Source organism: Arthrobacter koreensis, assembly GCF_035792275.1.
Taxonomy (GTDB): Bacteria; Actinomycetota; Actinomycetes; order Actinomycetales; family Micrococcaceae; genus Arthrobacter_B; species Arthrobacter_B koreensis_A.
The window spans coordinates 44803-67062 of sequence record NZ_JAMWKK010000013.1 but is presented as its reverse complement, the minus strand read 5'-3'; the positions used below and the strand labels follow the sequence as shown (position 1 = coordinate 67062).

At 66.0% G+C, this 22260-nt stretch carries 19 protein-coding genes, 3 tRNA genes and 1 pseudogene; 18 read left to right on the top strand and 5 right to left on the bottom strand.

Features of this window, described 5'->3' with window-relative positions; genetic code table 11:
* The first annotated feature begins 3 nt into the window (after positions 1-3).
* The 12 genes from NGB94_RS13095 to NGB94_RS13040 all read left to right on the top strand — a co-directional run bounded on the left by NGB94_RS13095 (position 4) and on the right by NGB94_RS13040 (position 12058).
* On the top strand, positions 4-1287 hold the full coding sequence (locus NGB94_RS13095; RefSeq protein WP_325791097.1) for a deoxyguanosinetriphosphate triphosphohydrolase: 1284 nt from the start codon (positions 4-6) through the stop codon (positions 1285-1287).
* A gap of 36 nt (positions 1288-1323) precedes the next feature.
* Positions 1324-3291, top strand: coding sequence for a DNA primase (gene dnaG / locus NGB94_RS13090; protein WP_325791096.1), 1968 nt, complete (start codon positions 1324-1326; stop codon positions 3289-3291).
* 51 nt (positions 3292-3342) lie between these two features.
* Positions 3343-3415 (top strand) — tRNA-Asn (locus tag NGB94_RS13085).
* Positions 3416-3544: 129 nt separating this feature from the next.
* Positions 3545-3617 (top strand) — tRNA-Asn (locus tag NGB94_RS13080).
* 329 nt (positions 3618-3946) lie between these two features.
* A complete protein-coding gene (locus NGB94_RS13075; protein ID WP_325791095.1) occupies positions 3947-5104 on the top strand; it encodes an NADP-dependent malic enzyme in 1158 nt (385 codons plus the stop codon).
* A 238-nt stretch (positions 5105-5342) separates the two neighbouring features.
* Positions 5343-6731, top strand: a complete 1389-nt coding sequence (locus NGB94_RS13070; RefSeq protein ID WP_325791094.1) for a sugar porter family MFS transporter — start codon at positions 5343-5345, stop codon at positions 6729-6731.
* A gap of 64 nt (positions 6732-6795) precedes the next feature.
* Positions 6796-7629 (top strand): phage holin family protein, encoded by an 834-nt coding sequence (locus NGB94_RS13065; protein ID WP_325791093.1) that lies wholly within the window; start codon positions 6796-6798, stop codon positions 7627-7629.
* Between the two features lie 33 nt (positions 7630-7662).
* Positions 7663-8292: a CDP-alcohol phosphatidyltransferase family protein gene (locus NGB94_RS13060; protein ID WP_325791092.1), complete on the top strand. Its 630-nt coding sequence runs from the start codon at positions 7663-7665 to the stop codon at positions 8290-8292.
* A gap of 24 nt (positions 8293-8316) precedes the next feature.
* Positions 8317-9249 (top strand): DMT family transporter, encoded by a 933-nt coding sequence (locus tag NGB94_RS13055; RefSeq protein WP_325791091.1) that lies wholly within the window; start codon positions 8317-8319, stop codon positions 9247-9249.
* A gap of 45 nt (positions 9250-9294) precedes the next feature.
* Complete coding sequence (locus tag NGB94_RS13050; protein ID WP_325791090.1) at positions 9295-10479, top strand: glycosyltransferase; 1185 nt, start codon at positions 9295-9297, stop codon at positions 10477-10479.
* A 97-nt stretch (positions 10480-10576) separates the two neighbouring features.
* Positions 10577-10650: transfer RNA gene (locus NGB94_RS13045), tRNA-Ile, on the top strand.
* A gap of 223 nt (positions 10651-10873) precedes the next feature.
* The gene (locus tag NGB94_RS13040) at positions 10874-12058 is read left to right on the top strand and encodes an acyl-CoA dehydrogenase family protein (protein WP_325791089.1); all 1185 of its coding nucleotides are present in this window, start codon (positions 10874-10876) and stop codon (positions 12056-12058) included.
* 144 nt (positions 12059-12202) lie between these two features.
* Here NGB94_RS13040 and NGB94_RS13035 read toward each other — a convergent pair.
* A pseudogene (locus NGB94_RS13035) lies at positions 12203-12634 on the bottom strand (peptidoglycan DD-metalloendopeptidase family protein); the annotation flags it as partial.
* A gap of 492 nt (positions 12635-13126) precedes the next feature.
* Between NGB94_RS13035 and rpsB the strand changes: the two are divergent.
* From rpsB to NGB94_RS13005, 6 genes are all read left to right on the top strand, one after another.
* Complete coding sequence (gene rpsB / locus NGB94_RS13030) at positions 13127-13984, top strand: 30S ribosomal protein S2 (RefSeq protein WP_055240402.1); 858 nt, start codon at positions 13127-13129, stop codon at positions 13982-13984.
* A gap of 139 nt (positions 13985-14123) precedes the next feature.
* Positions 14124-14963, top strand: a complete 840-nt coding sequence (gene tsf / locus NGB94_RS13025) for a translation elongation factor Ts (protein WP_325791088.1) — start codon at positions 14124-14126, stop codon at positions 14961-14963.
* A gap of 155 nt (positions 14964-15118) precedes the next feature.
* A complete protein-coding gene (gene pyrH / locus NGB94_RS13020; RefSeq protein ID WP_325791087.1) occupies positions 15119-15850 on the top strand; it encodes a UMP kinase in 732 nt (243 codons plus the stop codon).
* Between the two features lie 156 nt (positions 15851-16006).
* Positions 16007-16564, top strand: coding sequence for a ribosome recycling factor (gene frr / locus NGB94_RS13015; protein ID WP_055240405.1), 558 nt, complete (start codon positions 16007-16009; stop codon positions 16562-16564).
* Positions 16564-17520, top strand: coding sequence for a phosphatidate cytidylyltransferase (locus NGB94_RS13010; protein ID WP_325791085.1), 957 nt, complete (start codon positions 16564-16566; stop codon positions 17518-17520). The genes frr and NGB94_RS13010 overlap by 1 nt, the downstream gene beginning before the upstream one ends.
* Before the next feature lie 110 nt (positions 17521-17630).
* The gene (locus NGB94_RS13005; protein ID WP_418910654.1) at positions 17631-18209 is read left to right on the top strand and encodes a DivIVA domain-containing protein; all 579 of its coding nucleotides are present in this window, start codon (positions 17631-17633) and stop codon (positions 18207-18209) included.
* Between the two features lie 91 nt (positions 18210-18300).
* Here NGB94_RS13005 and NGB94_RS13000 read toward each other — a convergent pair whose 3' ends face one another.
* The 4 genes from NGB94_RS13000 to NGB94_RS12985 are packed head-to-tail and all read right to left on the bottom strand — an operon-like array spanning position 18301 to position 22134.
* A complete protein-coding gene (locus tag NGB94_RS13000; protein WP_325791084.1) occupies positions 18301-19788 on the bottom strand; it encodes a cation acetate symporter in 1488 nt (495 codons plus the stop codon).
* 6 nt (positions 19789-19794) lie between these two features.
* Positions 19795-20172, bottom strand: coding sequence for a hypothetical protein (locus tag NGB94_RS12995; protein ID WP_325791082.1), 378 nt, complete (start codon positions 20170-20172; stop codon positions 19795-19797).
* Positions 20169-20900 carry a LytTR family DNA-binding domain-containing protein gene (locus NGB94_RS12990; RefSeq protein WP_325791160.1) on the bottom strand — a complete coding sequence of 244 codons (732 nt, stop codon included), beginning with the start codon at positions 20898-20900 and terminating at the stop codon, positions 20169-20171. Before NGB94_RS12990 ends, NGB94_RS12995 begins: the two co-directional genes overlap by 4 nt.
* 37 nt (positions 20901-20937) lie before the next feature.
* Positions 20938-22134, bottom strand: coding sequence for a sensor histidine kinase (locus NGB94_RS12985; protein ID WP_325791081.1), 1197 nt, complete (start codon positions 22132-22134; stop codon positions 20938-20940).
* Between the last annotated feature and the right edge of the window lie 126 nt (positions 22135-22260).

The window sequence follows — 22260 nt, the reverse complement described above, 5'->3', positions numbered from 1 at the left end:
CACATGACCCTTCCGCAGGTTTTCCGTACCGCCGGCTACACGGACGTCGATCTGGCGCGCTGGGTAACCGAACCGGCCAAGAGCACGCACCGGACCCAGTTCGGCCGCGACCGCGCCCGGGTACTGCATTCCTCGGCCCTGCGGCGGCTCGGCGCCAAGACGCAGGTTGTGGCTCCGGACACCGACGACTTTGTCCGGACCCGGCTCACCCACAGCCTCGAGGTCGCGCAGGTGGGACGCGAACTGGGCAACGCGCTGGGCTGCGATCCCGACGTCGTTGATGCCGCCTGCCTCTCGCACGACCTGGGGCATCCGCCGTTCGGGCACAACGGCGAGACGGCGCTGAACGACATCGCGCACGCGATCGGCGGGTTCGAGGGCAACGCACAGACCCTGCGGCTGCTGACCCGGCTGGAACCGAAGATCATCGCGCCGGACGGGTCGCCGGCCGGCCTGAACCTGACCCGGGCCAGCCTGGATGCTTCCTGCAAGTACCCGTGGTCCGCCGTCGACGCCCCGCTGGTCAACGGCCACCGCACCACCAAGTTCGGCGTGTACGAGGATGACCTGCCGGTCTTCACCTGGCTGCGTGACGGTGCCCCGGTGGGCCGGTCCTGCCTGGAAGCGCAGGTCATGGACCTGGCCGATGACATTTCCTACTCCGTGCACGACGTCGAAGACGCGATCGTCGCCGGACACGTGCAGCTCAAGTGGCTGGACAACCCAGACCAGCGCGCCCGGGTGATCGGCTACACCCAGCAGTGGTACGTGCCCACCGCTGATCCCGCCGCAGTCGACGCCGCCCTCGCCCGGCTGGAAGCCGAAGGCGTCTGGGTCCGCGAAGCCGACGGCAGCCGCCGTTCGATGGCGGCGCTGAAGGACATGACCAGCCAGCTGATCGGCCGCTTCTGTTCCAGCGCCATGGACGCCACCCGGGAGATCTACGGGCCGGACCCGCTGACCCGCTACAACGCGGAGATGGTGGTGCCGGAGGAAACCCAGCTCGAAATCGCCGTAATGAAGGGCCTGGCCACAACCTTCGTGATGACCACGGACCAGCGCCAGCCGCTCTACGAGCGCCAGCGCGAGGTCCTCACCAACCTGGTTGCCCAGCTCTCCGCCACAGGCGACCGCCACCTCGAACCGATGTTCGCTGCGGACTGGCGGGAAGCTGCCGACGACGGCGCCAGGCTCCGCGTGGTCATCGACCAGGTGGCCTCGCTCACGGACGGCTCCGCGCTGGCCCTGCACGAACGCCTGGTGGGCCCGGTTCCGGCCCTCTGGTAGGAATCCGGGTTTGGTGCCGGGGAATAAGGTAGAACCATGGCCGGCCTGATTAAACGCGAAGACATTGATGAAGTACGCTCCCGCACCGACATCAAGGCGGTAGTGGACGGGTATGTCACGCTCAAGTCCGCCGGCATCGGTTCGTTCAAGGGGCTGTGCCCCTTCCACGACGAACGCTCCCCGTCCTTCCACGTCCGGCCCCAGGTAGGCACCTACCACTGCTTCGGCTGCGGGGAGAGCGGCGACGTGATCTCTTTCGTGCAGAAGATGGACCACGGCACGTTCTCCGAGACGGTGGAAAAACTCGCGTCCCGGCTGGGCTACGAACTGCACTATGAAGACGGCGGCACCGGCCCGCGCCGCGAGGACGTCGGCAAGCGCCAGCGCCTGCTGGACGCCCACAAGGTTGCCGCAGAGTTCTTCCGGGAGCAGCTGCTCATCCCGGGAGCTGCCGCAGCCCGCAGTTTCCTGGCCGAACGCGGCTTCGATCCGGCCGCCGCGGAGCACTTCGGCGTCGGTTACGCACCGCAGGGCTGGGATTCCCTGCTCAAGCACCTCACGGGCCGTGGCTTCACCCGGGAGGAACTGGCCCAGACCGGCATGTTCTCCACCGGACAGGATGCCTCCCGCTTCTACGACCGGTTCCGCGGCCGGCTCATCTGGCCCATCCGGGACCTCACGGGTGCGACCATCGGCTTCGGCGCCCGCAAGCTTTACGAGGACGACCAGGGTCCCAAGTACCTGAACACGCCCGAAACCCCGCTCTATAAGAAGTCCCAGGTGCTCTACGGGATCGATCTGGCCAAGCGTTCCATCGCCAAGGACCGGCAGCTGGTAGTGGTGGAAGGCTACACGGACGTCATGGCCTGCCACCTGGCCGGGATCACCACCGCCGTCGCGACCTGCGGCACCGCCTTCGGCACCGACCACATCAAGATTGCCCGCCGGCTGCTTTCCGACGACGGCACCGGGGGAGAGGTCATCTTTACGTTCGACGGCGATGCCGCCGGACAGAAGGCGGCACTGCGCGCGTTCGAGGAAGACCAGCGCTTCAACGCCCAGACCTTCGTGGCCGTTGACCCCAACGGAATGGATCCCTGCGACATCCGCCAGCAGAAGGGCGACACGGCGGTTGCCGAGCTGATCCGTTCCCGCCGCCCGCTCTTCGAATTCGCGATCCGCTCCACCCTGGCCAAGTTCGACCTGAACACCGTGGAGGGACGCATCTCAGCCCTCAGGGCGGCCGCTCCCGTGGTGGCCGAGATCCGTGACTCTGCTATGCGCCCCGCCTATGCACGGGAGCTTGCCGGATGGCTGGGCAGCGAAGTTGACGACGTCCTGCGCGCCGTCAACGCAGCAGCCAAGCGCCAGCGCGAGGCCCGGGATCCGAACAGCCCGCAGCAGCAGAAAAACCAGCAGGGAATGCACGGCCAGTCCGGACAGCACGGCCAGCAGGGCCAGCCGCATGCCGGGCATGACGCCGGCCGCGGCGGGACTCCGCAGGGCGCCGTACCGGAAACCCAGTCCTTCACCCGCCCGGATCCCAACGACCCTGCAGCAAGAATGGAGCGCCAGGCGCTTGAAGTCGTGCTCCAGCAGCCCGGACTCCTGGACGCCGGGCAGTGGGAGCGGTTCAAGGCAGCGCGGTTCACCGTGCCGGCGTACGTTGCCGTGCACAACGCCGTGCGGGCCGCCGGAGACGTACCTGCCTCAGCGGCTGCCTGGGTGGAGCAGGTCCGCCAGGAGCTGCCGGACGCGCTGCGCGGTTTTGTCAGCGAACTGGCTGTCACCCCCATTCCGGCACGCGACGCGGATGCACTGGCCATGTACTGCCGCGACATCCTTAACCGGCTTTTCGAACTGCAGGTGACGCACCTGAAGGCAGAGAAGCTCGGCCAGCTGCAGCGGCTGGATCCCAACGCGGATCCGGCCCTGTTCCAGCAGCTCAACCGCGAGCTGATGGAGCTTGAAATGCAGCGCCGTGCCCTGCGCGAGATGCAGTGAGACGCGGATTTCGTTTCTGCGCGCTTCGTCTGTAAAGTAATAGTCGCGCTTTCCCCCGTAGCTCAATTGGCAGAGCATTCGACTGTTAATCGAAGGGTTACTGGTTCGAGTCCAGTCGGGGGAGCAAATGGGCTCCTGACCTGTATAAAAACAGGTCAGGAGCCTTCTTCCTGCGTCGGTCTCCGAAAGCGGGAAGGCAGGACAGGCGGTCGGTGGCAGCTGCCTGTTCGGTGTAGACTGATTGTCGCCGCTTTCCCCCGTAGCTCAATTGGCAGAGCATTCGACTGTTAATCGAAGGGTTACTGGTTCGAGTCCAGTCGGGGGAGCAACTGCCGAAGGCCCGTAACTGCTGTTACGGGCCTTCGTGCTTTCGTGCTGCCGGCCGGTTTCCGGAGCGGCGTCCCGGTGTCCCGGCCGCGCCACACCCGCCGCCCGGTTTGCGGAATCCGCGCCGGGCGTGGCTACACTGGGGATCTGCCGCCGCAAAGAGCACTGGACCCACAACAATCCGGTGCCGCAGGCGCCAGGGGCGTACCTATCCTGATGCCCATGCCGGAACCGTACTGTTCCGCCGCGTAACCGCGCACACGAGGCCGCTGATCCAGCGGGAACCTCAGCCGCGGTCCTCTTCTCTTCCGTCATCAGGAGTACAGCCATGACCTCTACCGCCGCACCCGCAGCCATCAGCCAGCAGGAAATCTTTGCCTTCCATGAAGGCGGGAAGCTTTCCGTCGAAACCACGCAGCCACTGGATTCAACCCGCGCGCTCTCCGTGGCCTACACCCCGGGCGTGGCCCAGGTAAGCCGGGGAATCGCCGCCGATCCGCAGCTGGCAGCCACCCATACCTGGGCGTCCCGGCTGGTAGCCGTGGTCAGCGACGGAACCGCCGTCCTGGGGCTGGGTAACATCGGTGCTGCAGCCTCCCTGCCGGTCATGGAGGGCAAATCGGCGCTCTTCAAGACCTTCGGCGGCCTGAACTCCATCCCGCTGGTGCTGGACACCACGGACGTGGACGAGATCATCGAGACCCTGGTGCGGCTGCGTCCCAGCTTCGGCGCGGTGAACCTCGAGGACATCGCCGCGCCGCGCTGCTTCGAACTTGAACAGCGCCTCATTGAAGCGCTGGACTGCCCGGTGATGCATGATGACCAGCACGGCACCGCGATCGTGGTGCTTGCCGCGCTGACCAACGCCGCCCGGGTCACCGGCCGCGGGATGGCAGACCTCCGGGTGGTGATCTCCGGAGCGGGAGCCGCCGGGGTTGCCTGCGCCAATATCCTCCTGGAGGCCGGGGTGGACGACGTCGTTGTCCTGGACTCGCGCGGGATCATCTCCTCCGGGCGCGCACTGGGCGGCGTCAAGGGAGAACTCGCTGCCCGCACGAATCCGCGCGGCCTCGAAGGCGGTCCGGCCGAGGCCCTGGCAGGCGCGGACGTCTTCATCGGGGTTTCCTCCGGCACCGTACCGGAAGAAATCCTGGCCACGATGGCCCCGGAAGCGGTCATCTTTGCCCTTTCCAACCCCGATCCCGAAGTTCACCCGGACATCGCTGCCCGCTATGCCGCCGTTGTCGCTACCGGCCGCAGCGACTTCCCCAACCAGATCAACAACGTCCTCGCCTTCCCCGGAGTCTTCCGCGGAGCACTGGACAGCGGTGCGCGGCGCATTACCCCTGCCATGAAGGTTGCCGCAGCCCGTGCCATCGCGGACCTCGTGGGCAGTGACCTGGACGCCGGCCACATAGTGCCCAGCCCCCTCGACCCCCGGGTGGCACCCGCGGTGGCTTCCGCAGTCGCCGCCGCGGCTGGCTAGACCGGGCGGGGGAGGCGCCCCGGTCCGGCTTGGGCCAGGCGTGCGTTCTTCGTGCCGTGCACGGGGAACACACACCGGGCCTTTCCCCAAAGCCCTGAATCACGCTGCCGCAGTTCCCAGCCACCTAAAGCATGCTTAGTGTTGGAGTAGGCTTTATTGGTTATTTCCCAGTATTAGGAAAGCCGAGGAACCGATGGGCGCCAGCCAGACAGGCCCTAGCCAGGGAAGCACCGGAAGTGTGTCGCATCCGGCGAAGGTCATTGCCGTTACCGTGGCGGCCGCCGTCGGCGGCCTGCTTTTCGGCTTTGATACTGCCGTCATCAACGGAGCCGTGGACGCGATCGGCGGCGAATTCTCGCTCAGTGCAGGCGTCCTGGGCTTCACGGTCGCCATCACGCTGCTGGGCTGCGCGATTGGCGCGTGGTTCGCCGGCCAGCTGGCGGACCGGCTTGGCCGCAAGACCGTCATGGTCACTGCAGCCATCCTCTTTGCCGCCAACTCAGTCGGATCGGCCTGGGCGTTCAGTGTCTGGGACCTGATGCTGTGGCGGCTGATCGGCGGCTTGGCTATCGGTACGGCGTCGGTCATCGCTCCCGGATACATCGCCGAAGTTGCACCGGCGAAATGGCGCGGCGCGCTGGGCTCCGTGCAGCAGCTGGCCATTACCATCGGTATTTTCGCCGCCCTGCTCTCCGATGCCTGGCTCGCGAGCGCGGCCGGCAGCGCCTTCAACGAACTCTGGTGGGGCATGGCCGCGTGGCGGTGGATGCTCCTGGTGGGCGTCGCTCCGGCCATCGTGTACGGGATCCTGGCCCTGACAATCCCCGAATCCCCGCAGTACCTGGTGCGGAAGAACCGCGACGAGGAAGCGGCCAGGGTGCTGCGGGACATCACCGGGGTCCGCGACACGGACAAGAAGATCAGCGAGATCCGGGAAAGCTTCGAAAACGAAGAACGCGCCACCTACGCGGACCTGCGCGGAACCATGCTCGGGCTCAAACCCATCCTGTGGGTCGGCATGTCCATTGCCGCCCTGCAGCAGCTGGTCGGCATCAACGCGATCTTCTACTACTCCACCACGCTGTGGCAGTCGGTTGGCTTCAGCGAATCGGACTCCTTCACGACGTCGGTCATCACTTCCGTGGTGAACGTGCTGATGACCATTGTCGCAATCGCGTTCGTGGACCGGGTGGGCCGGCGGAAACTGCTCATGACCGGTTCCATCGGCATGTTCATCGGCCTGCTGGCGGCTACCGTGTCCTTCTTCCAGGCGGACAACAGCAGCGGGGAAATCGTGCTGCCCCAGCCCTGGGGAGCCATCGCGCTGATCGGCGCCAACCTCTTCGTCGTGTTCTTCGCTGCGACCTGGGGACCGGTCATGTGGGTGACGCTGGGAGAGATCTTCCCCAACAACATCCGGTCGCTCGCCCTGGGCCTGAGCACCATGGTGAACTGGATCTTCAATTTCATCGTCACGCTCTCCTTCCCCTGGGTCAGCGAGAACTTCGGGTTGTGGATCATGTACGCCATCTTTACGATCTTCGCCGTGGTGTCCTTCTGGTTCGTCAAGACCCGGCTTCCCGAACTCTCCGGTCGGGAGCTGGAGGAGAACCGGGACAAACTGTGACTGATGGTGCTGGGGCGGCTGGGCATCGGCTAGTGAATCCTGAGGAGAATGGTAATTTTGGGTAATGGCAACGGCGAACAGTAATGAGCAGACGGAGGCAGAGCCGATGAACAGCTCCGCAAGCACCAGGACCCAGCGGGCTAACGGAAGCTCCTCCCTCGCTGGACTTACCAAGGTGATGGCGCGGCTGCTGCCGCGCCAGGTCAGCGACGAACTGTCCCTGGCCCTGGCGGAGATGAAGCAGAAGGGGATCAAGGCCGGCGTCGCTGCCGCTTTCCTCGTCGTCGCGCTTCTCTTCCTTGCCGCCCTGGGCGTGGCACTGATTGCCGCTGCCATCCTGGGCCTCGCCACCGTCATGCCGGCCTGGCTGGCAGCCCTGCTGGTCGCCGCACTGTTCCTGATCATTGCCGCTGTCGCTGCCCTGGTGGGCGTGAACCGGTTCAAGAAGACCATGCCGCTGCTGCCCGAGGACGCCCTCCGCGGCATCCGCTACGACCTCGGTGTGCTCAAGGAAGGCCGCAGCTTCGATCCCTCAACCCTTGATGCGAAGCCCAAGGAAAAGAAGCCCGAAGACGGCAAGCAGGAAAAGCCCGAGGACGCAGTGCAGAAGCCGACCCCCGAGGAACTGCGGATCCGGCTGCGCCAGCGCCGCGAACACATTGCCGCCGTCCGCGACGGACTGGGCGAGAAAGCAGACGTCAAGAAGCAGATGGCGGACCTCAAGGCCCGCCGCGCGGCAGACCGCCGGAACGGTACGGCCGGATCCGGCGCCCGGCAGGGCGAGGGCATGGCAGACGAAGTCGGTGCCATGTTCCGCGAACGCAAGCAGCCCCTTGCGGTGCTTGGTGCCTCCCTGCTGGCCATGGGGATCCTGCTGCGCAGGCTCCTGCGAAAATAACGCCTTGATAAGGAAGGCAGAAGGAGTTCAGCAGTGATCAGGCTCATCGGCGCCGGGACACGACCGGGCCGGGGCGAGCGGGTCCTGGAAACCTTCTGGACGATCCCCAACCTGATCACCATCCTGCGGTTCTTGGGCGTACCGCTGTTTGTCTGGCTGATCGTGCAGGACAACTACGGGGCAGCGTTCATCACGCTGGTCATCGTGGGTTCCACGGACTGGGTGGACGGCTATCTTGCGCGCCGCCTGGACCAGGTTTCAGCGGCCGGGAAATGGCTGGATCCAGTAGCGGACCGGCTGGCCCTGATCATCGTTGCCACCGTTTTCGTTGTGGACCGGATCGCGCCGGGCTGGTTTATCTGGGCAATCGTCATCCCGGACATCATCCTGATCATCAATTCACTGATCCTGTTCCGCGGCAGTCCCAATCTCCCGGTAAGCAACATCGGCAAGATCCGGACGGCGCTGCTGCTCGTTGGTGCGCCGATGCTGCTGCTCCAGAAAGTTCCGGGCTTCGATTATGAGTGGCTGGTCATTGCCGGCAACACGGTTCTGGTCCTTGGCTGCATAGGCCACATCGCGGCCTTCTTTGGCTACCTCCGGGCCTCCTGGCAGAAGCACCGGCGGCAGCTCGCGACGGCCGGGGACGCCCATGGTTCCTAGGCCCGGGCGGGGGACGCCTCCGCCATGACCGCCGTCGCGATCGCCTGTGCGCTTGCCAGCGCCGTCTTCCTCGCCTTTGGTGCCCAGCGCCAGGGGAGCGCGGTCAGCGCGGATACCGGCGGGCTCAGCCTTAATTCCGCCGGCCTCGGACGCCTGCTGCGCAACCCGCGGTGGCTCTTCGGCCTCCTGCTGCTGGGAACCGGAACTGCCCTGAACGTCGCTGCCCTGGCGATGGCTCCGCTGACGGTTGTGCAGCCCATCGGGTCCCTCGCCCTGGTCATCACGACCATAGTGAATTCCCGCGACCAGGGCCTGCGCCTGAACCGGGTGACTGTGGTTTCAATTGTGGCGTGCGTGCTCGGCAGCATGCTCTTTGTGCTGCTCGCAGTGGGAGCGACCAGGAGCGAGGCGGTGGTTGAGCCGCGGCAGGAGATCGTGATCGTCCTGATCCTCGCCGTCGTCGTCGCGTTCTTCGGCATGCTGAACCTCGTCTTCGGCAAGCGGCTCGGGGCGATCGCACACATCCTCGGAGCAGGCATCCTCTTTGGCTTCGTTGCAGTGCTGACCAAGACCATCGCCGCCGACCTGCTGGATCCCAACGGCCGGTTCCTGCTCAACGTCCCCTGGTACACCATTGTGGGCATCGCCGTTGCGGGCGGGCTGGGCGCCTGGTTCGTGCAGAGTGCCTATTCGAGCGGCCCGCCCGACCTGGTCATCGCGGGCCTGACCGTGATCGATCCGATGGTGGGCATCGCCATTGGAATCGGCGTGCTGAACGAACTTCGCCCCGATGTCCCCGCCGTACTGGGAGTCGCGATGGGCGTCTGCGCTGTGATTGCTATTGTTGGGGTGGTCGCTTTGTCCCGCTACCACCCGGACGTCATAAAGCGCCGGGCAATGAACAAGCGGCGGCAAAAGCCCGCGTCCACCCGGACCGGGGCCACCCGCAAGCCCTGATACCGTATGGCCCGACCGCCACAACACCAATAGAGGACTTCTTACGTGACCGAGGAACCGGCAGACAAACCGCTGACCATCCTGATCGCCTGCGACACCTACCCGCCCCACCTCAACGGCGCCGCCCAGTTCGGCTTCCGCCTGGCGCAGGGAATGCACGGACGAGGCCACAACGTGCACGTGCTGGCACCCAGCCCGGAGAGCGGGCCCGCCCACTCTGAGACAGACGGTCCCTGGACCGTGCACCGCCTCCGCTCGCACGGGGTGCCGACACACGAGTACTGGCGCATCTGCCTTCCGTGGGAAATCAAGAAGCACATCTCGATGCTGCTGGACAAGGTCAAGCCCGACGTCGTGCACATCCAGTGCCACTACATGGTTGGCGAATACACCCTCTACGCGGCCCGCAAGCGCGGCATCCGGGTGATAGCCACCAACCACTTCATGCCTGAGAACCTGGATCCGTTCCTGCCGTTCCCCAAGTGGTTCAAGCGTATTGTTGCCCGGAACTCCTGGCGGGACATGGGCAAGGTCATGGGCAAGGCGGCCGTCGTGACGACGCCGACCCCGCTGGCCGCCAAGGCCATGGTCAAGTACGCACGCCTCCCGGACGTCATGCCGCTGTCCAACGGAATCGACGCGTCCACCTACGAACTCCGCACCGGTGAATCGGTTGACCGTCCGGACCATCCCACTGTGCTGTTCGTGGGCCGCCTGGCCGAAGAGAAGCATGTTGACGTGCTGATCAACGCCGTTGCCAAGACCCCGCGGGAACTGAACGTCCACGCTGAGATCGTTGGTGGAGGAGAGGTCAAGCCGACCCTCATCGCCCTGTCCAAACAGCTGGGAATCGAAGACCGGGTGGCGTTCCGCGGCCTGGTCAGCGATGAGGAACTGCGCGAGGCCTACCTGCGCGCAGACATCTTCTGCATGCCCGGGACCGCCGAACTGCAGTCCCTGGTGACGCTTGAAGCGATGTCTGCTTCCACTCCGGTGCTGCTGGCCAACGCCATGGCCCTGCCCCACCTGGTGGAACAGGGCCGGAACGGCTTCCTGTTCGAACCCGGCAACAGCACCGAAGTTGCCGGCCGGATCACCGAAATCCTGGAACTGCCCGAGGCCGAGCGCGTGAAGATGGGCCAGCACAGCCGTGCGATGGTGGATTCGCACAGCCTTGAAGGCACACTGGCCACGTTCGAGAAGCTTTACCAGACCGAGAGTCCCAGCTAATCCCAGCCGCACCCCGGGCATCGCTGGATTCGGTGCCCGGGGCTGCAGCCGATTAGGATGTTCCTACTGCCTTTGGGGAAACCCCGCGGCAGTACGCGGGGCTGTAGCTCAGCCGGTCAGAGCAGCGGACTCATAATCCGTGGGTCGTGGGTTCAAGCCCCACCAGCCCTACCCGCCCGGTGCACCGCCTTCCAGTGACGGCGGCACGGCACCGATCAGCACCCCGGTCTTCGGACCGGGGTGTTTTTGTTTCTGCTGCGCTCCTTCCGCCGGCGCCCGTCCGCCCGTCCGCCTCGTTCCATTGGGGGGGATTGTGCCCGATGTTACTGGCGAGTAACATAAGGGTCAGCCGGCTTCACGGCCCGGATCAGACTGGATCAGCGAAGGACATTCCATGGCAACTATCGACGTCGATAACCTCCCCTACGCGGACGGCGACTTCTACGCATTTGAGGACCTGCTCAGCGACAAGGAGCGCGACCGCCTTCACGAGGTCCGGTCCTGGCTGACGGCTGAAGTGAAGCCGTATGCCAACGACTGGTGGAACGCCGGTACCTTCCCGACCCACATGATTCCCAAGCTGGCCGAGCTGGACGTTGTGTCACCGGTCTACCGCCAGGGCTACTCCAACCTGTTCGCCGGACTGTGCCACGCAGAGTTCACCCGCGCAGACACATCCTTCGCAACCTTCATGGGAGTGCACGACGGACTGTTTACCGGCTCGATCGAAGCACTGGCGTCCGAGGAGCAGAAGGAAGCCTGGCTTCCGGACATCTACTCCCTGAAGAAGATCGGCGCCTTCGGCCTGACCGAGCCGCTGGGCGGCTCCGACGTGGCCGGAGGAACCCGGACCACCGCGCGCCGCGAAGGGGACAACTGGATCCTGAACGGCGCCAAGCGCTGGATCGGCAACGCCACCTTCTCCGACTGGGTTGTCATCTACGCCCGCGACGAGGCCGACAACCAGGTCAAGGGATTCCTTGTGGACACCAGGACCGAGGGATACTCCGCCACCAAGATCGAGAACAAGATCGCACTGCGCACCGTCCAGAACGCAGACATCGTGCTGGACAACGTTGTGGTCAGCGACGACTTCCACCTCAAGGGAGCGAACAGCTTCCGTGACACCAACAAGGTCCTCAAGGTCACCCGCCTGGCCGTGGCCTGGCAGGCTGTGGGGCAGCAGATGGCAGCTTTCGACGTGGCACGCCGCTACGCCGTGGAACGCCAGCAGTTCGGCAAGCCGCTGGCCTCCTTCCAGCTGGTCCAGGAGCAGCTGGTGCAGATCCTGGGCAACACCGTCAGCTCCATGGGCATGATGGTCCGGCTGGCTCAGCTTGAAGATGAGGGCCGCGCCAAGGACGAGCAGTCAGCCCTCGCGAAGGCCTTCACCACCTCCCGGATGCGGGAATCGGTGGCGCTGGGACGCAGCATCCTTGGCGGCAACGGAATCGTGACTGATTACGGAATGGCGAAGGTCTTCGCCGACGCCGAGGCCATTTACTCCTACGAGGGCACCTACGAAATCAACACGCTCGTCACCGGCCGCGCCATTACCGGAATAGCCGCCTTCGTCTAGGCGTCCCGTTTTCTCCGGCCTTCCTGCGGGACCGGCGCCGAGCGGGAGCAGCACGCTCGGACGCCGGTCCAGCAGGAAACCCAGCGGGTCCACGTAGTCCCCGTCCAGCCGCACGCCCCAATGCAGGCAACTGCCGGGGCAGTGTGGCTTTCCGTTTTCCGGCCCGGAACCTTCCCGCTCTTCAATGACTCCTATGCGCTGCCCCTGCCGGACCTGGTCACCGGCGGACAGTTCGCCTGCCACCGGTTCGAAGCTGCTGAGAAATCCGCCGCCGTGGTCGATGGTAACCACCCCGCGGTCCACTACCCGCCCGGAGAAGCGGACCGTCCCGCCGGCGGGAGCAATGACAGCCGCTCCGGCCGCTGCAGCAAGATCCACCCCGCGGTGTCCGGGAAGCCAGCGCTGCTGGGGCTTGTCGAAAGCGCGGACCACCGCCGGAGCAGGATCCAGCGGCCATTTCCATGCACCGCCGGGCTCAGCGCGTGCCAGGCCCGGTGCCGCCGGCAGCACTGCGGCAAAGACGAGGACCAGCGCCGCCAGTGCGGGTGTGAGGGCGGCCCGTGAACGTAGTTCCATCAGCCCATTCCATCCGCCGGGACCGGCCGGCGGGGGAGCGGGCCGGTGTGCCGGTGGAATCGCTGGGCCTGCCGCGACGGCGGGCGGCAGCTGTGGAGGAGCGGTGGTCTCCGGGCGGCCGGAAGACCGCTGCCGCTGTAGTACACTTGACGAAGCAGTTTGCTGCGCGCTGATCCTCCCTGCCCAACCGGGAAAGTCCCTCCTGCCGCCACTGGCGCACCGGAGAGCCGCCCCGAGAGCAGGACGGGATTAGGACAACGCGCCTCAGGCTGACTACGCGTGCCCCAACTATCCAGGCTTTCCACACCGGAAAAACTGGGTGTGATCCTGCGGTCCGGCCAACACCGGAAAGGAACACGCGCCAACCGCCCCCCGGGCGGAAGGCTGATGGGCACCAGGAGCAGCACCCGCCGGGTGCTACTAACTAACCGTCAATTGGCAGCTTATCGAAGCGTGCGCACTGCGCCGCGTGCTGCCGGAAGGAGTGACGACATGCCCGTCGTTACCATGCGCCAGCTGCTCGACAGCGGCGTCCACTTTGGTCACCAGACCCGCCGCTGGAACCCGAAGATGAAGCGCTTCATCTTCACCGAGCGCAACGGCATCTACATCATTGACCTGCAGCAGTCGCTGTCCTACATCGACCGTGCATACGAGTTCGTCAAGGCCACCGTTGCCCACGGCGGAACCGTGCTGTTCGTCGGCACCAAGAAGCAGGCGCAGGAAGCCATCGCAGAGCAGGCCACCCGTGTTGGCCAGCCCTACGTCAACCAGCGCTGGCTCGGCGGCATGCTGACCAACTTCCAGACCGTTGCCAAGCGTATCCAGCGCATGAAGGAACTCGAAGAAATCAACTTCGACGACGTTGCTTCCTCAGGCCACACCAAGAAGGAGCTGCTGCTCCTCAAGCGTGAACTGACCAAGCTGGAATCCAACCTGGGCGGCATCCGCAACCTGACCAAGGCTCCGTCCGTGGTCTGGATCGTGGACACCCAGAAGGAACACCTCGCCGTCGACGAGGCCAAGAAGCTGAACATCCCCGTCGTTGCCATCCTGGACAGCAACTGCGATCCGGACGACGTCGACTTCCCGATCCCGGGCAACGACGACGCCATCCGCTCCGTCAACCTGCTGACCCGCGTTATCGCCGACGCCGTTGCCGAGGGCCTCATCGCCCGCCACAACAAGTCCGGCAACACCGAAGCCCCGGCTGAGCCGCTGGCTGAGTGGGAGCGCGAACTGCTCGAAGGCGCAGCTGCTCCGGCCGCTGAAGCCGCTGCTGAGGCTCCGGCCGCTGAGGCTGCTCCGGAGGCTCCCGCCGCCGAAGCTCCCGCCGAAGAAGCAAAGTAATTCGATTTTCACTGTGATGGCAGCTGCGCAATAGCAGCTGCCATTGCGGGACCTTCGCCTGTGCGGCGGGCCGGAACGCCGGCCCGCCGCACAGGCGGAACTGCACCAATACTTTTATTACGGGAGGACTGGAGTCCAAATGGCGAACTACACCGCTGCTGATATCAAGGCTCTGCGCGAGCGCACCGGCGCCGGCATGATGGATGTGAAGAAGGCTCTCGACGAGGCCAACGGCGACGCCGACAAGGCCATGGAGCTCATCCGCATCAAGGGCCTGAAGGGCGCAACCAAGCGCGAAGGCCGTTCCACCGCCGAGGGCCTGGTTGCTGCCAAGGTCATCGACGGCACCGTCGGCGTGATGATCGAACTGAACTGCGAGACTGACTTCGTTGCCAAGTCCGCCAAGTTCATCGAACTCGCAGACCGCGTCCTGGCCGCAGCCGTGGAGTCCGGCGCCGCTGACGCCGAGACCCTCCTGGCTTACGAGGTTGACGGCAAGCCGCTGTCCGAGGTTGTTGTCGAAGAAGGCGCAATCCTGGGCGAGAAGGTTGTTGTCCGCCGCGTGGCACGCGTCGAAGGCAAGACCGTCGATGCCTACCTGCACAAGACCTCCAAGGATCTGCCGGCACAGGTTGGCGTACTGTTCGCTGTCGACGGCGAAGGTGACGCTGCCTTCACCGCAGCCCACGACATCGCAGTCCACACCGCTGCATACGCTCCCACCTACCTGACCCGCGACGAAGTTCCCGCGGACCTGGTGGAGAACGAGCGCCGCATCGCTGACGAGACCGCACGCGCCGAAGGCAAGCCCGAAGCTGCACTGCCGAAGATCGTCGAAGGCCGCCTGACCGGTTTCTTCAAGGAGATCGTGCTGCTCGACCAGCCGTTCGCCAAGGACGCCAAGAAGACCGTCGCCACCGTTCTGGACGAAGCCGGCGTCAAGCCGACCGCTTTCGCCCGTTTCCGCGTCGGAGCTTAAGGCACCGAGACGGCGCGCACGCACAGCGGACGCGAAATGATGGCATAGAGGGGGTGGCCACCGAAAGGTGGCCACCCCTTTTGCCTGTCCAAATCCCCTTATTACCCTTGAATTAGCTGACAAGTTCACGCACCAGCACTGCCCCGGGAGGCATCATGGACCACGCCCTGACAGAAACCGACACTCCGCGCCGCCGCGTGCTGCTCAAGCTCTCCGGTGAGGTGTTCGGCGGCGGGAAGCTGGGAGTCGATCCGGAGACCGTGCGCTCCGTAGCCAAGCAGATCGCGGCAACCGTCGGCGAAGTCGAAACCGCGATCGTGGTGGGCGGCGGCAACTTCTTCCGCGGGGCAGAGCTCTCCCAGAGCGGCATGGACCGATCCCGCGCCGATTACATGGGCATGCTGGGCACTGTCATGAACTGCCTCGCCCTGCAGGACTTCCTGGAGCAGGCCGGGGTGGAAACCCGTGTGCAGAGCGCCATCACCATGGGCCAGGTTGCCGAGGCCTATATCCCGCGCCGGGCTATCCGGCACCTCGAAAAGGGCCGGGTTGTCATTTTTGGCGCCGGGGCCGGGCTGCCCTACTTCTCCACCGATACCGTGGCCGCACAGCGTGCCCTGGAAGTGCACGCCGACGAAGTGCTCATGGCAAAGTCCGGCGTGGACGGGGTCTACACCGCTGACCCGAACAAGGATCCCAGTGCCCAGCGCCTGGAAACCCTGACGTACGACGACGCCCTCCGCCAGGACATCCGGGTCATGGACCAGACGGCCATGACCATGTGCAAGGACAACGACCTCTCCATGGTCGTCTTCGGAATGGAAGGCGAAGGGAACGTCACCCGAGCCATCCGCGGCGAGAAGATCGGTACCGTCGTCTCCAACTAGGAGCTCCTTCCGCGCGGCTCCCGCCCCTGCACCCGGATCGGCATCGCCGCAGGTGCCGGCGCGGGAGCCGCGCGGGTTAGGATGGTAGAAGAGCCCAATTTCGCCGCTGCACGGTATTTTTCGTGCACCGGCATATCCCTGCAATGAGGAGACACCGTGATCGAAGAGACCTTGAAAGAGGCAGCCGACAAGATGGACAAGGCTGTGGAGGTTGCCAAGGAGGACTTCTCGACCATCCGTACCGGCCGTGCCAACCCCGCACTCTTCTCCAGAGTCCTGGTGGACTACTACGGTTCCCCGACTCAGCTGCAGCAGCTGGCCTCCTTCGCGACCCCGGACGCCCGCACCCTGCTGATCACCCCGTACGATGTCACCGCACTGCGCGCCATTGAGCGTGCCCTCAGCGACTCCGAGGTTGGTGCCAACCCGTCCAACGACGGCAAGGTCATCCGCGTGATCATGCCGGAACTGACCCAGGACCGCCGCAAGGAATACGTCAAGATCGTGCGCGGCAAGGGCGAAGACGCCAAGGTCTCCGTGCGCAACATCCGCCGCAAGGCCAAGGACGCCCTGGACCGGCTGGTCAAGGACGGAGAAATCGGCGAAGACGACGGAAACCGGGCCGAAAAGGACCTGGATGCACTGACCAAGGCTCACACGGACTCCATCGATGAGCTGCTTAAGCGCAAGGAAGCCGAGCTGCTCGAGGTCTGATGAACCAATCCCAGCCTTCAACCCAGGCTGGCGGTACCCCGTCTCCTGAGGCAGACCCGGCAGCGAAGGGCACGGACATGAGTGTTCCCGACGGCCGCAGGGCCCGCAGTGCGGCTGCCCGAACCAGCAAGCAGCGCAAGCCCTCCAAAGCCGGACGGAACCTGCCTGCGGCCATCGCCGTCGGCGTCGTCCTGCTGGGCGCGCTCCTGGTGGGCCTGCTGTTTTCCCCGGTGGCGATCGCAGTGATCGCCACCGGTTTCTCTGCCGTCGGCGTGTGGGAGGTTTCCCGCGCGCTGGAGGTACGCGGCATCAAGGTCCCGCACGTACCGGTCCTGGTCGGTGCGGTCGCCGTGCCGCTTGCCGCGTATTTCGGCGGCACCGAGGCGCTGGCCATGGCCCTGGCCGGGACGGGAATCGCGATACTGCTCTGGCGTACCATCGACACGGCGCAGGACGCGCTGCGCAGCATCCTCGCCGGGGTCTTCGTGGTCCTCTGGATACCGTTCCTGCTCAGCTTCGCGCTGCTGCTGCTCCGTGAACCCGAGGGACAGACCCGCGTATCGATCCTGCTGCTGCTGGTGGTTGCGAATGACACCTTCGGCTACCTGGTGGGCGCGATCTTCGGCAAGCACCCAATGGCCCCGAAGATCAGTCCCAAGAAATCATGGGAGGGTTTCGGCGGATCTGCCGCCGGCGCCACCGTGGTGGGCATTCTCTCCGCGGTGCTCTTCCTGGACCAGCCGTGGTGGTTCGGGCTGGTGCTGGCGGTGGCTACGGTTGCCGCTGCGACGGCCGGGGACTTTTCCGAGTCCATGATCAAGCGCGAGCTCGGCGTGAAGGACATGTCCAACCTCCTGCCCGGGCACGGTGGAGCCATGGACCGCCTGGATTCGGTGGTCTTTGCCTCCCCGGTGGTTTTCCTGCTCTCCGTGCTGCTGGTTCCGGGAGCAATGTAGCGTTCCCCGGGGAGTCCTGCCGGGTCCCGGGCCGGCGAACACGTAAGATATTTTCGACGGTCCCGCATCCCGTGGCGGAAACAGACTTGACACCAAAGGATTAGCTGAACATGAACGATGCGAGGCAGGCCAGTGCCCCCTTTGAGCGTGTGAGCCGCAGGGAGTACGGCTACAACGTCCGCCAGGTCGACGACTTCCTGACCAAGGCCCGGAACTACTACAACTCAGAGACACCGGGAGCAAAGGTCATCACCAGCCGCCACGTCCGTTCCATGGCATTCGATCCGGCCAAGGGAGGCTACGAGGCCCAGGCCGTCGACGCCGCCCTGGACCGGCTGGAAGATGTCTTCGCCCAGCGTGAGCGCGACCGCCTGATCCAGGAGAAGGGCGAAGAAGCCTGGCTGCTGCAGATCGGGCGCACCTCCGCCGTGCTGCGCGCCCGCCTGCACCGCAAACCGGGGGAGCGGTTCCGCCGCCCCACGAAGAAGCGCGCCCACAGCTACAACGTGCGCGACGTGGATGCGCTCTGCAATGAGCTGCTGGGCTATTTTGAGCACGACCGCCCGCTGAGCGTCGACGTCGTCCGCCGCGCCGTGTTCCGCGAGGCCAAGGGCGACGCCGGCTACGAGGAGACGCAGGTTGACGCGTTCCTGGACCGCGTCGTCGAGCTGATGGCCGCGATCGACTAACCCCGTCCCCAGCCTTCGAGAGGCCAGTTACGGCTCGTACCAGCACTGAAACGGGCCGTAACTGGCCTCTCGGCGTGTTGGCGGAAGGGGATCAGGGGCGGAGGACGCGCTCCGGGGTGTGCAGCCTGGCGAGGAACCTGCCGGTGCCGGCCGGAATGCCTCCGGGACCGCGCAGCGATACCAGGACCGTGACCGCGAAGGCCGCCGGAACGGTCCACGCCGCAGGCTGTTCCAGCCAAACCGGGACCGCCGTCCCGCCAAGGGAGAGCACGCCGCCGGCCAGGATGGCCCCGCCGCAGAGCACGGCGCCGGTGAGCATGCCCGATACTGCGCCGGCCGCGGTCAGGCGGCGCCACCAGATGCCCAGCAGCAGCAGGGGACAGAGGGTCGAGGCCGTGAAGGCGAACACCATGCCCACACTGCCGGCCAGCGCCTGCGTGTTCGTGAGCAGCGCCAGCCCCAGCGGAACAGCCCCGGCGAGCAGTGTGGCGGTACGGAACCCGCTGATGCTCCCGCGGAAGAACTCCTGGCTGATTACCCCCGCCAGCGAAACAATGAGCCCGCTGGAGGTCGACAGGAACGCGGCAAAGGCACCGGCGGTGACGAACGCCGCCAGCAGGTCGCCGAGGGCACCGTCGAACACTGCTGCGGGCAGCAGCAGCACGGTCGCGTCCGCATTTCCCTGGGCAGCGAGCTCCGGCAGGTACGTGCGGCCCAGGATGCCGTAGAGCGTGGGGAAGAGGTAGAAGACGGAGAGCAGGCCCAGCACGATCAGCGTGGTGCGCCGGGCGGATACACCGTCCGGGTTGGTGTAGAAACGGACGAGTACGTGCGGCAGGCCCAGGGTTCCGCACAGCAGCGCGATGCTCAGCGAAACATTGCGGTACACGGAATCAGCCACCGCCGCGTCCGCCCCAAACTCAAACGCGGCGCCGCCGTTGGTCCAGGAGACACCGTCGGCTCCCAGCCGGAACAGGATAAAGAGCACGGGGACTGCCAGTGCCACCAACTTGAGCCAGTACTGGAAAGCCTGTACGAACGTGATGGAGCGCATCCCGCCGCTGAGCACGCTCAGGCAGACAATGACGACGACGGCGGCAGATCCCGCCCAGCCCGGCAGCCCGGTGGTCAGGCCCACGGTCAGGGCGGCGCCGTGCAGCTGGGGAACGATGTAGAGCCAGCCCACCGCCACCACGAGCAGGCTGGTAACCCGCCGTGCCGGCAGCGAATCCAGCCGGGCACGGGCGAAGTCCGGAACCGTGTAGGCGCCGGAGCGGCGCAGCGGAGCGGCGACGAACAGCAGCAGCATCAGGTAGCCGGCCGTGTAGCCGATCGGGAACCAGAGGGCGTCCGCTCCGGAGACCAGCACCAGCCCGGCCACGCCCAGGAAACTTGCCGCCGAAAGGTACTCCCCGCCAATGGCCGAAGCGTTCCACCACGGCTTCACCGTGCGGGATGCTACGTAGAAGTCCCCGGTGGTGCGTGAGATCCGCAGCCCGTATGCGCCGATGAGCAGGGTTGCTGCCGTGACGGCAGCCAGCGCGGCATAGCCCACCCCGGGGCTGACTTCCCAGTTCACGGCCCGCTACCCCTCATCCAGCAGGTCCTGGAACCGCTTCTCGTTCCGGTTGGCGCTGCGTACGTACAGTGCCCCGCTGACGATCACCAGGGGATAGACGCCGAAGCCCAGCAGGACCCACGGGACCGGAATTCCAAGAAGCTCCAGCGCGCCGATCTGCGGATAGGCGGCCAGCAGCAGCGGAACGCCCAGCAGGATCAGGCCGAATCCGCCGGCCACTACCAGGGCCAGGCGCAGCTGCGACCGGATCAGGGAGGAAAGGAACACCTCGCCGACCTCCGACTGCTCGTCGAGTTCGCGTGCCACCGGGAACGCCGGCGGAACGGCACCGGGACGCGGGGGAGCGGTTACCCGGACGCGCTGGGGCCGGTTTTCCCCGTTCATGCGGTGGGCCTGACCCTTCCTGAGGCCAGGGTGCTCCGCACCGTAGGCAGGTGCCGGCGGCTGACCGGCAGCTCGTCGGCACCGATGCGGATGCTGGCCCGCCCGGCGCTGAGGCGGACCTGGGTGATCTGGCTGCGGGCCACGAGGTAGGAGCGGTGGATCCGCAGGAAACCGGCGTCGGCCCACTGCGCCTCCAGCTCCGCCAGCGGGATCCGGACGAGGTAGCTGGTCTCGGCAGTGTGCAGGCGGGCGTAGTCTCCCTGGGCCTGCACGTAGCGGATGTCTTCCCTTCGGATCATCCGCGTTGTGGCGCCCTGCACCACGGTGACCACGTCTCCCTCCTCGGCGGCGTCCGCCCCGCCGGCAGCGAGGGCGTCGCTGATCCGGCGGACGGACTCGGTGAGCCGTTCCTGCCTTACGGGCTTGAGCAGGTAGTCCAGCGCCGCCAGGTCGAAAGCGGCCAGCGCGTGGTCCTCGTCCGCGGTGACGAAGACGACGGCGGGAGGGCGCTCCTTGCGGGCCAGCGCACGGGCGATGTCCAGCCCGGAGAGGGCGGGCATATGGATGTCCAGGAACACGGCATCCACGTCGGCAGTCTCAATGGCGTGCAGCGCCTGGGCGCCGCTCGAGGCACGCAGCACTGTGCCGATGCGTGCGTCCCGGCCCAGCAGGAACGCCAGCTCCTCGACGGCGGGTGCTTCGTCGTCGGCCACCACCACGGTCAGCAGCTTTGCGGGTTTCGGCATGGTAGACAGACTACTTCCTTCACGTTTGGTGGCCCGGCTGCGACTTGGGGATGCGCATGGTGATCAGGGTTCCGGCGCCTTCAGCGGTATCGATCACCAGTCCGTGGGCATCTCCATAGACCTGGCGCAGCCTCAGGTCAACGTTGCGCAGGCCCACATGGTCGCCGTCGGCGTGGCCGGCCAGCAGGGCCGCCAGTTTGTTGGGATCCATGCCCACCCCGTTGTCCTCCACAGTGATTTCAGCCAGGGCGCCGGCGTCCCGGGCGGAGATGGTGATGTGCCCTTCGCCGTCGATCGAATCCAGTCCGTGCCGCACCGAGTTCTCCACCAGCGGCTGCAGGGACAGGAACGGAATCACGGTCCCAAGGACCTCGGGGCTGATCTGCAGGCTGACCTTCAGCCGTTCACCAAACCGGGCGCGTTCCAGCAGCAGGTAGCGGTCGATCGACTGCAGCTCTTCGGCCAGGGTGGTGAAGTCCCCGTGCCGGCGGAAGGAGTACCGGGTGAAGTCAGCGAACTCCACCACCAGTTCCCGGGCCCGCTGCGGGTCGGTGTTGATGTAGGAGGCAATCGCGTTGAGCGAGTTGTAGATGAAGTGCGGGCTGATCTGCGCCCGGAGCGCCTTCACCTCGGCCTCCATGAGCAGTGCCCGGGAAGTGTCCAGCTCCGCCAGCTCCACCTGCGCGGCAACCCAGTCGGCGACGTCGTTCGTTGCCCGGATCAGTCCGGCACTGATCGACGGCGCGAAAACACCCAGCGTGCCGACCGCCTGGGCGTTGACCCGCAGCGGGCAGATCAGCAGCTCCCCGCCGTCCTGCAGCCCCAGGGCGCGAAGCGCCGGGCCCCGGAAAACCTTGGTCCGGCCGCTGTCCAGGACGCCGCGGGCTGCGAGCAGGATCCGTTCCCGCCGCATGGGGTTATCCGGAAGCGAGCCTTCCCAGGCCAGTACGGCGGCGGTGTCCGTCATGAGCAGGGTTTCACAGCGCAGCAGGCCGCGCAGGTGCCGGCTCGCCCGGGAAGCTCCGGCCGGTGTCAGCCCGGCCCGAAGGTGGCGGGACGCGAGCGATGCCGTGTGCAGGGTCGCGTAGGCCGCGCGTTCGGCGTCGGATCCCAGGTCGCGCTGGGACCGGCTGAGGCGGTAGCCCAGCGCGGCGACCGCTGCGAGCGTTAGGACGGCAACGGCGCAGACCAGAGCGACTTCGACGGCGGCGGGCATGCGTCCCAGACTACCGACACCAGTGAACCGTCGAGGGCACCAAACGTGCCGTTTGGCGCACGGATTGCCCCGTTCACCGACGCAGGGGCGCGATAAGTGGCCGCAGATGCGTCCGCATTGGAAAAG

Excerpts from the sequence above, each read along its gene's own strand:
- dnaG (WP_325791096.1), top strand. The coding sequence starts at position 1,324 with ATGGCCGGCCTGATTAAACGCGAAGACATTGATGAAGTACGCTCCCGC.
- NGB94_RS13075 (WP_325791095.1), top strand. The coding sequence starts at position 3,947 with ATGACCTCTACCGCCGCACCCGCAGCCATCAGCCAGCAGGAAATCTTT.
- NGB94_RS13055 (WP_325791091.1), top strand. The coding sequence starts at position 8,317 with ATGACCGCCGTCGCGATCGCCTGTGCGCTTGCCAGCGCCGTCTTCCTC.
- NGB94_RS13065 (WP_325791093.1), top strand. The coding sequence starts at position 6,796 with ATGGCAACGGCGAACAGTAATGAGCAGACGGAGGCAGAGCCGATGAAC.
- NGB94_RS12995 (WP_325791082.1), bottom strand. The coding sequence starts at position 20,172 with ATGAACGGGGAAAACCGGCCCCAGCGCGTCCGGGTAACCGCTCCCCCG.
- NGB94_RS13005 (WP_418910654.1), top strand. The coding sequence starts at position 17,631 with ATGAACGATGCGAGGCAGGCCAGTGCCCCCTTTGAGCGTGTGAGCCGC.
- pyrH (WP_325791087.1), top strand. The coding sequence starts at position 15,119 with ATGGACCACGCCCTGACAGAAACCGACACTCCGCGCCGCCGCGTGCTG.
- NGB94_RS13040 (WP_325791089.1), top strand. The coding sequence starts at position 10,874 with ATGGCAACTATCGACGTCGATAACCTCCCCTACGCGGACGGCGACTTC.
- rpsB (WP_055240402.1), top strand. The coding sequence starts at position 13,127 with ATGCCCGTCGTTACCATGCGCCAGCTGCTCGACAGCGGCGTCCACTTT.
- tsf (WP_325791088.1), top strand. The coding sequence starts at position 14,124 with ATGGCGAACTACACCGCTGCTGATATCAAGGCTCTGCGCGAGCGCACC.
- NGB94_RS13010 (WP_325791085.1), top strand. The coding sequence starts at position 16,564 with ATGAACCAATCCCAGCCTTCAACCCAGGCTGGCGGTACCCCGTCTCCT.
- NGB94_RS12985 (WP_325791081.1), bottom strand. The coding sequence starts at position 22,134 with ATGCCCGCCGCCGTCGAAGTCGCTCTGGTCTGCGCCGTTGCCGTCCTA.
- NGB94_RS13095 (WP_325791097.1), top strand. The coding sequence starts at position 4 with ATGACCCTTCCGCAGGTTTTCCGTACCGCCGGCTACACGGACGTCGAT.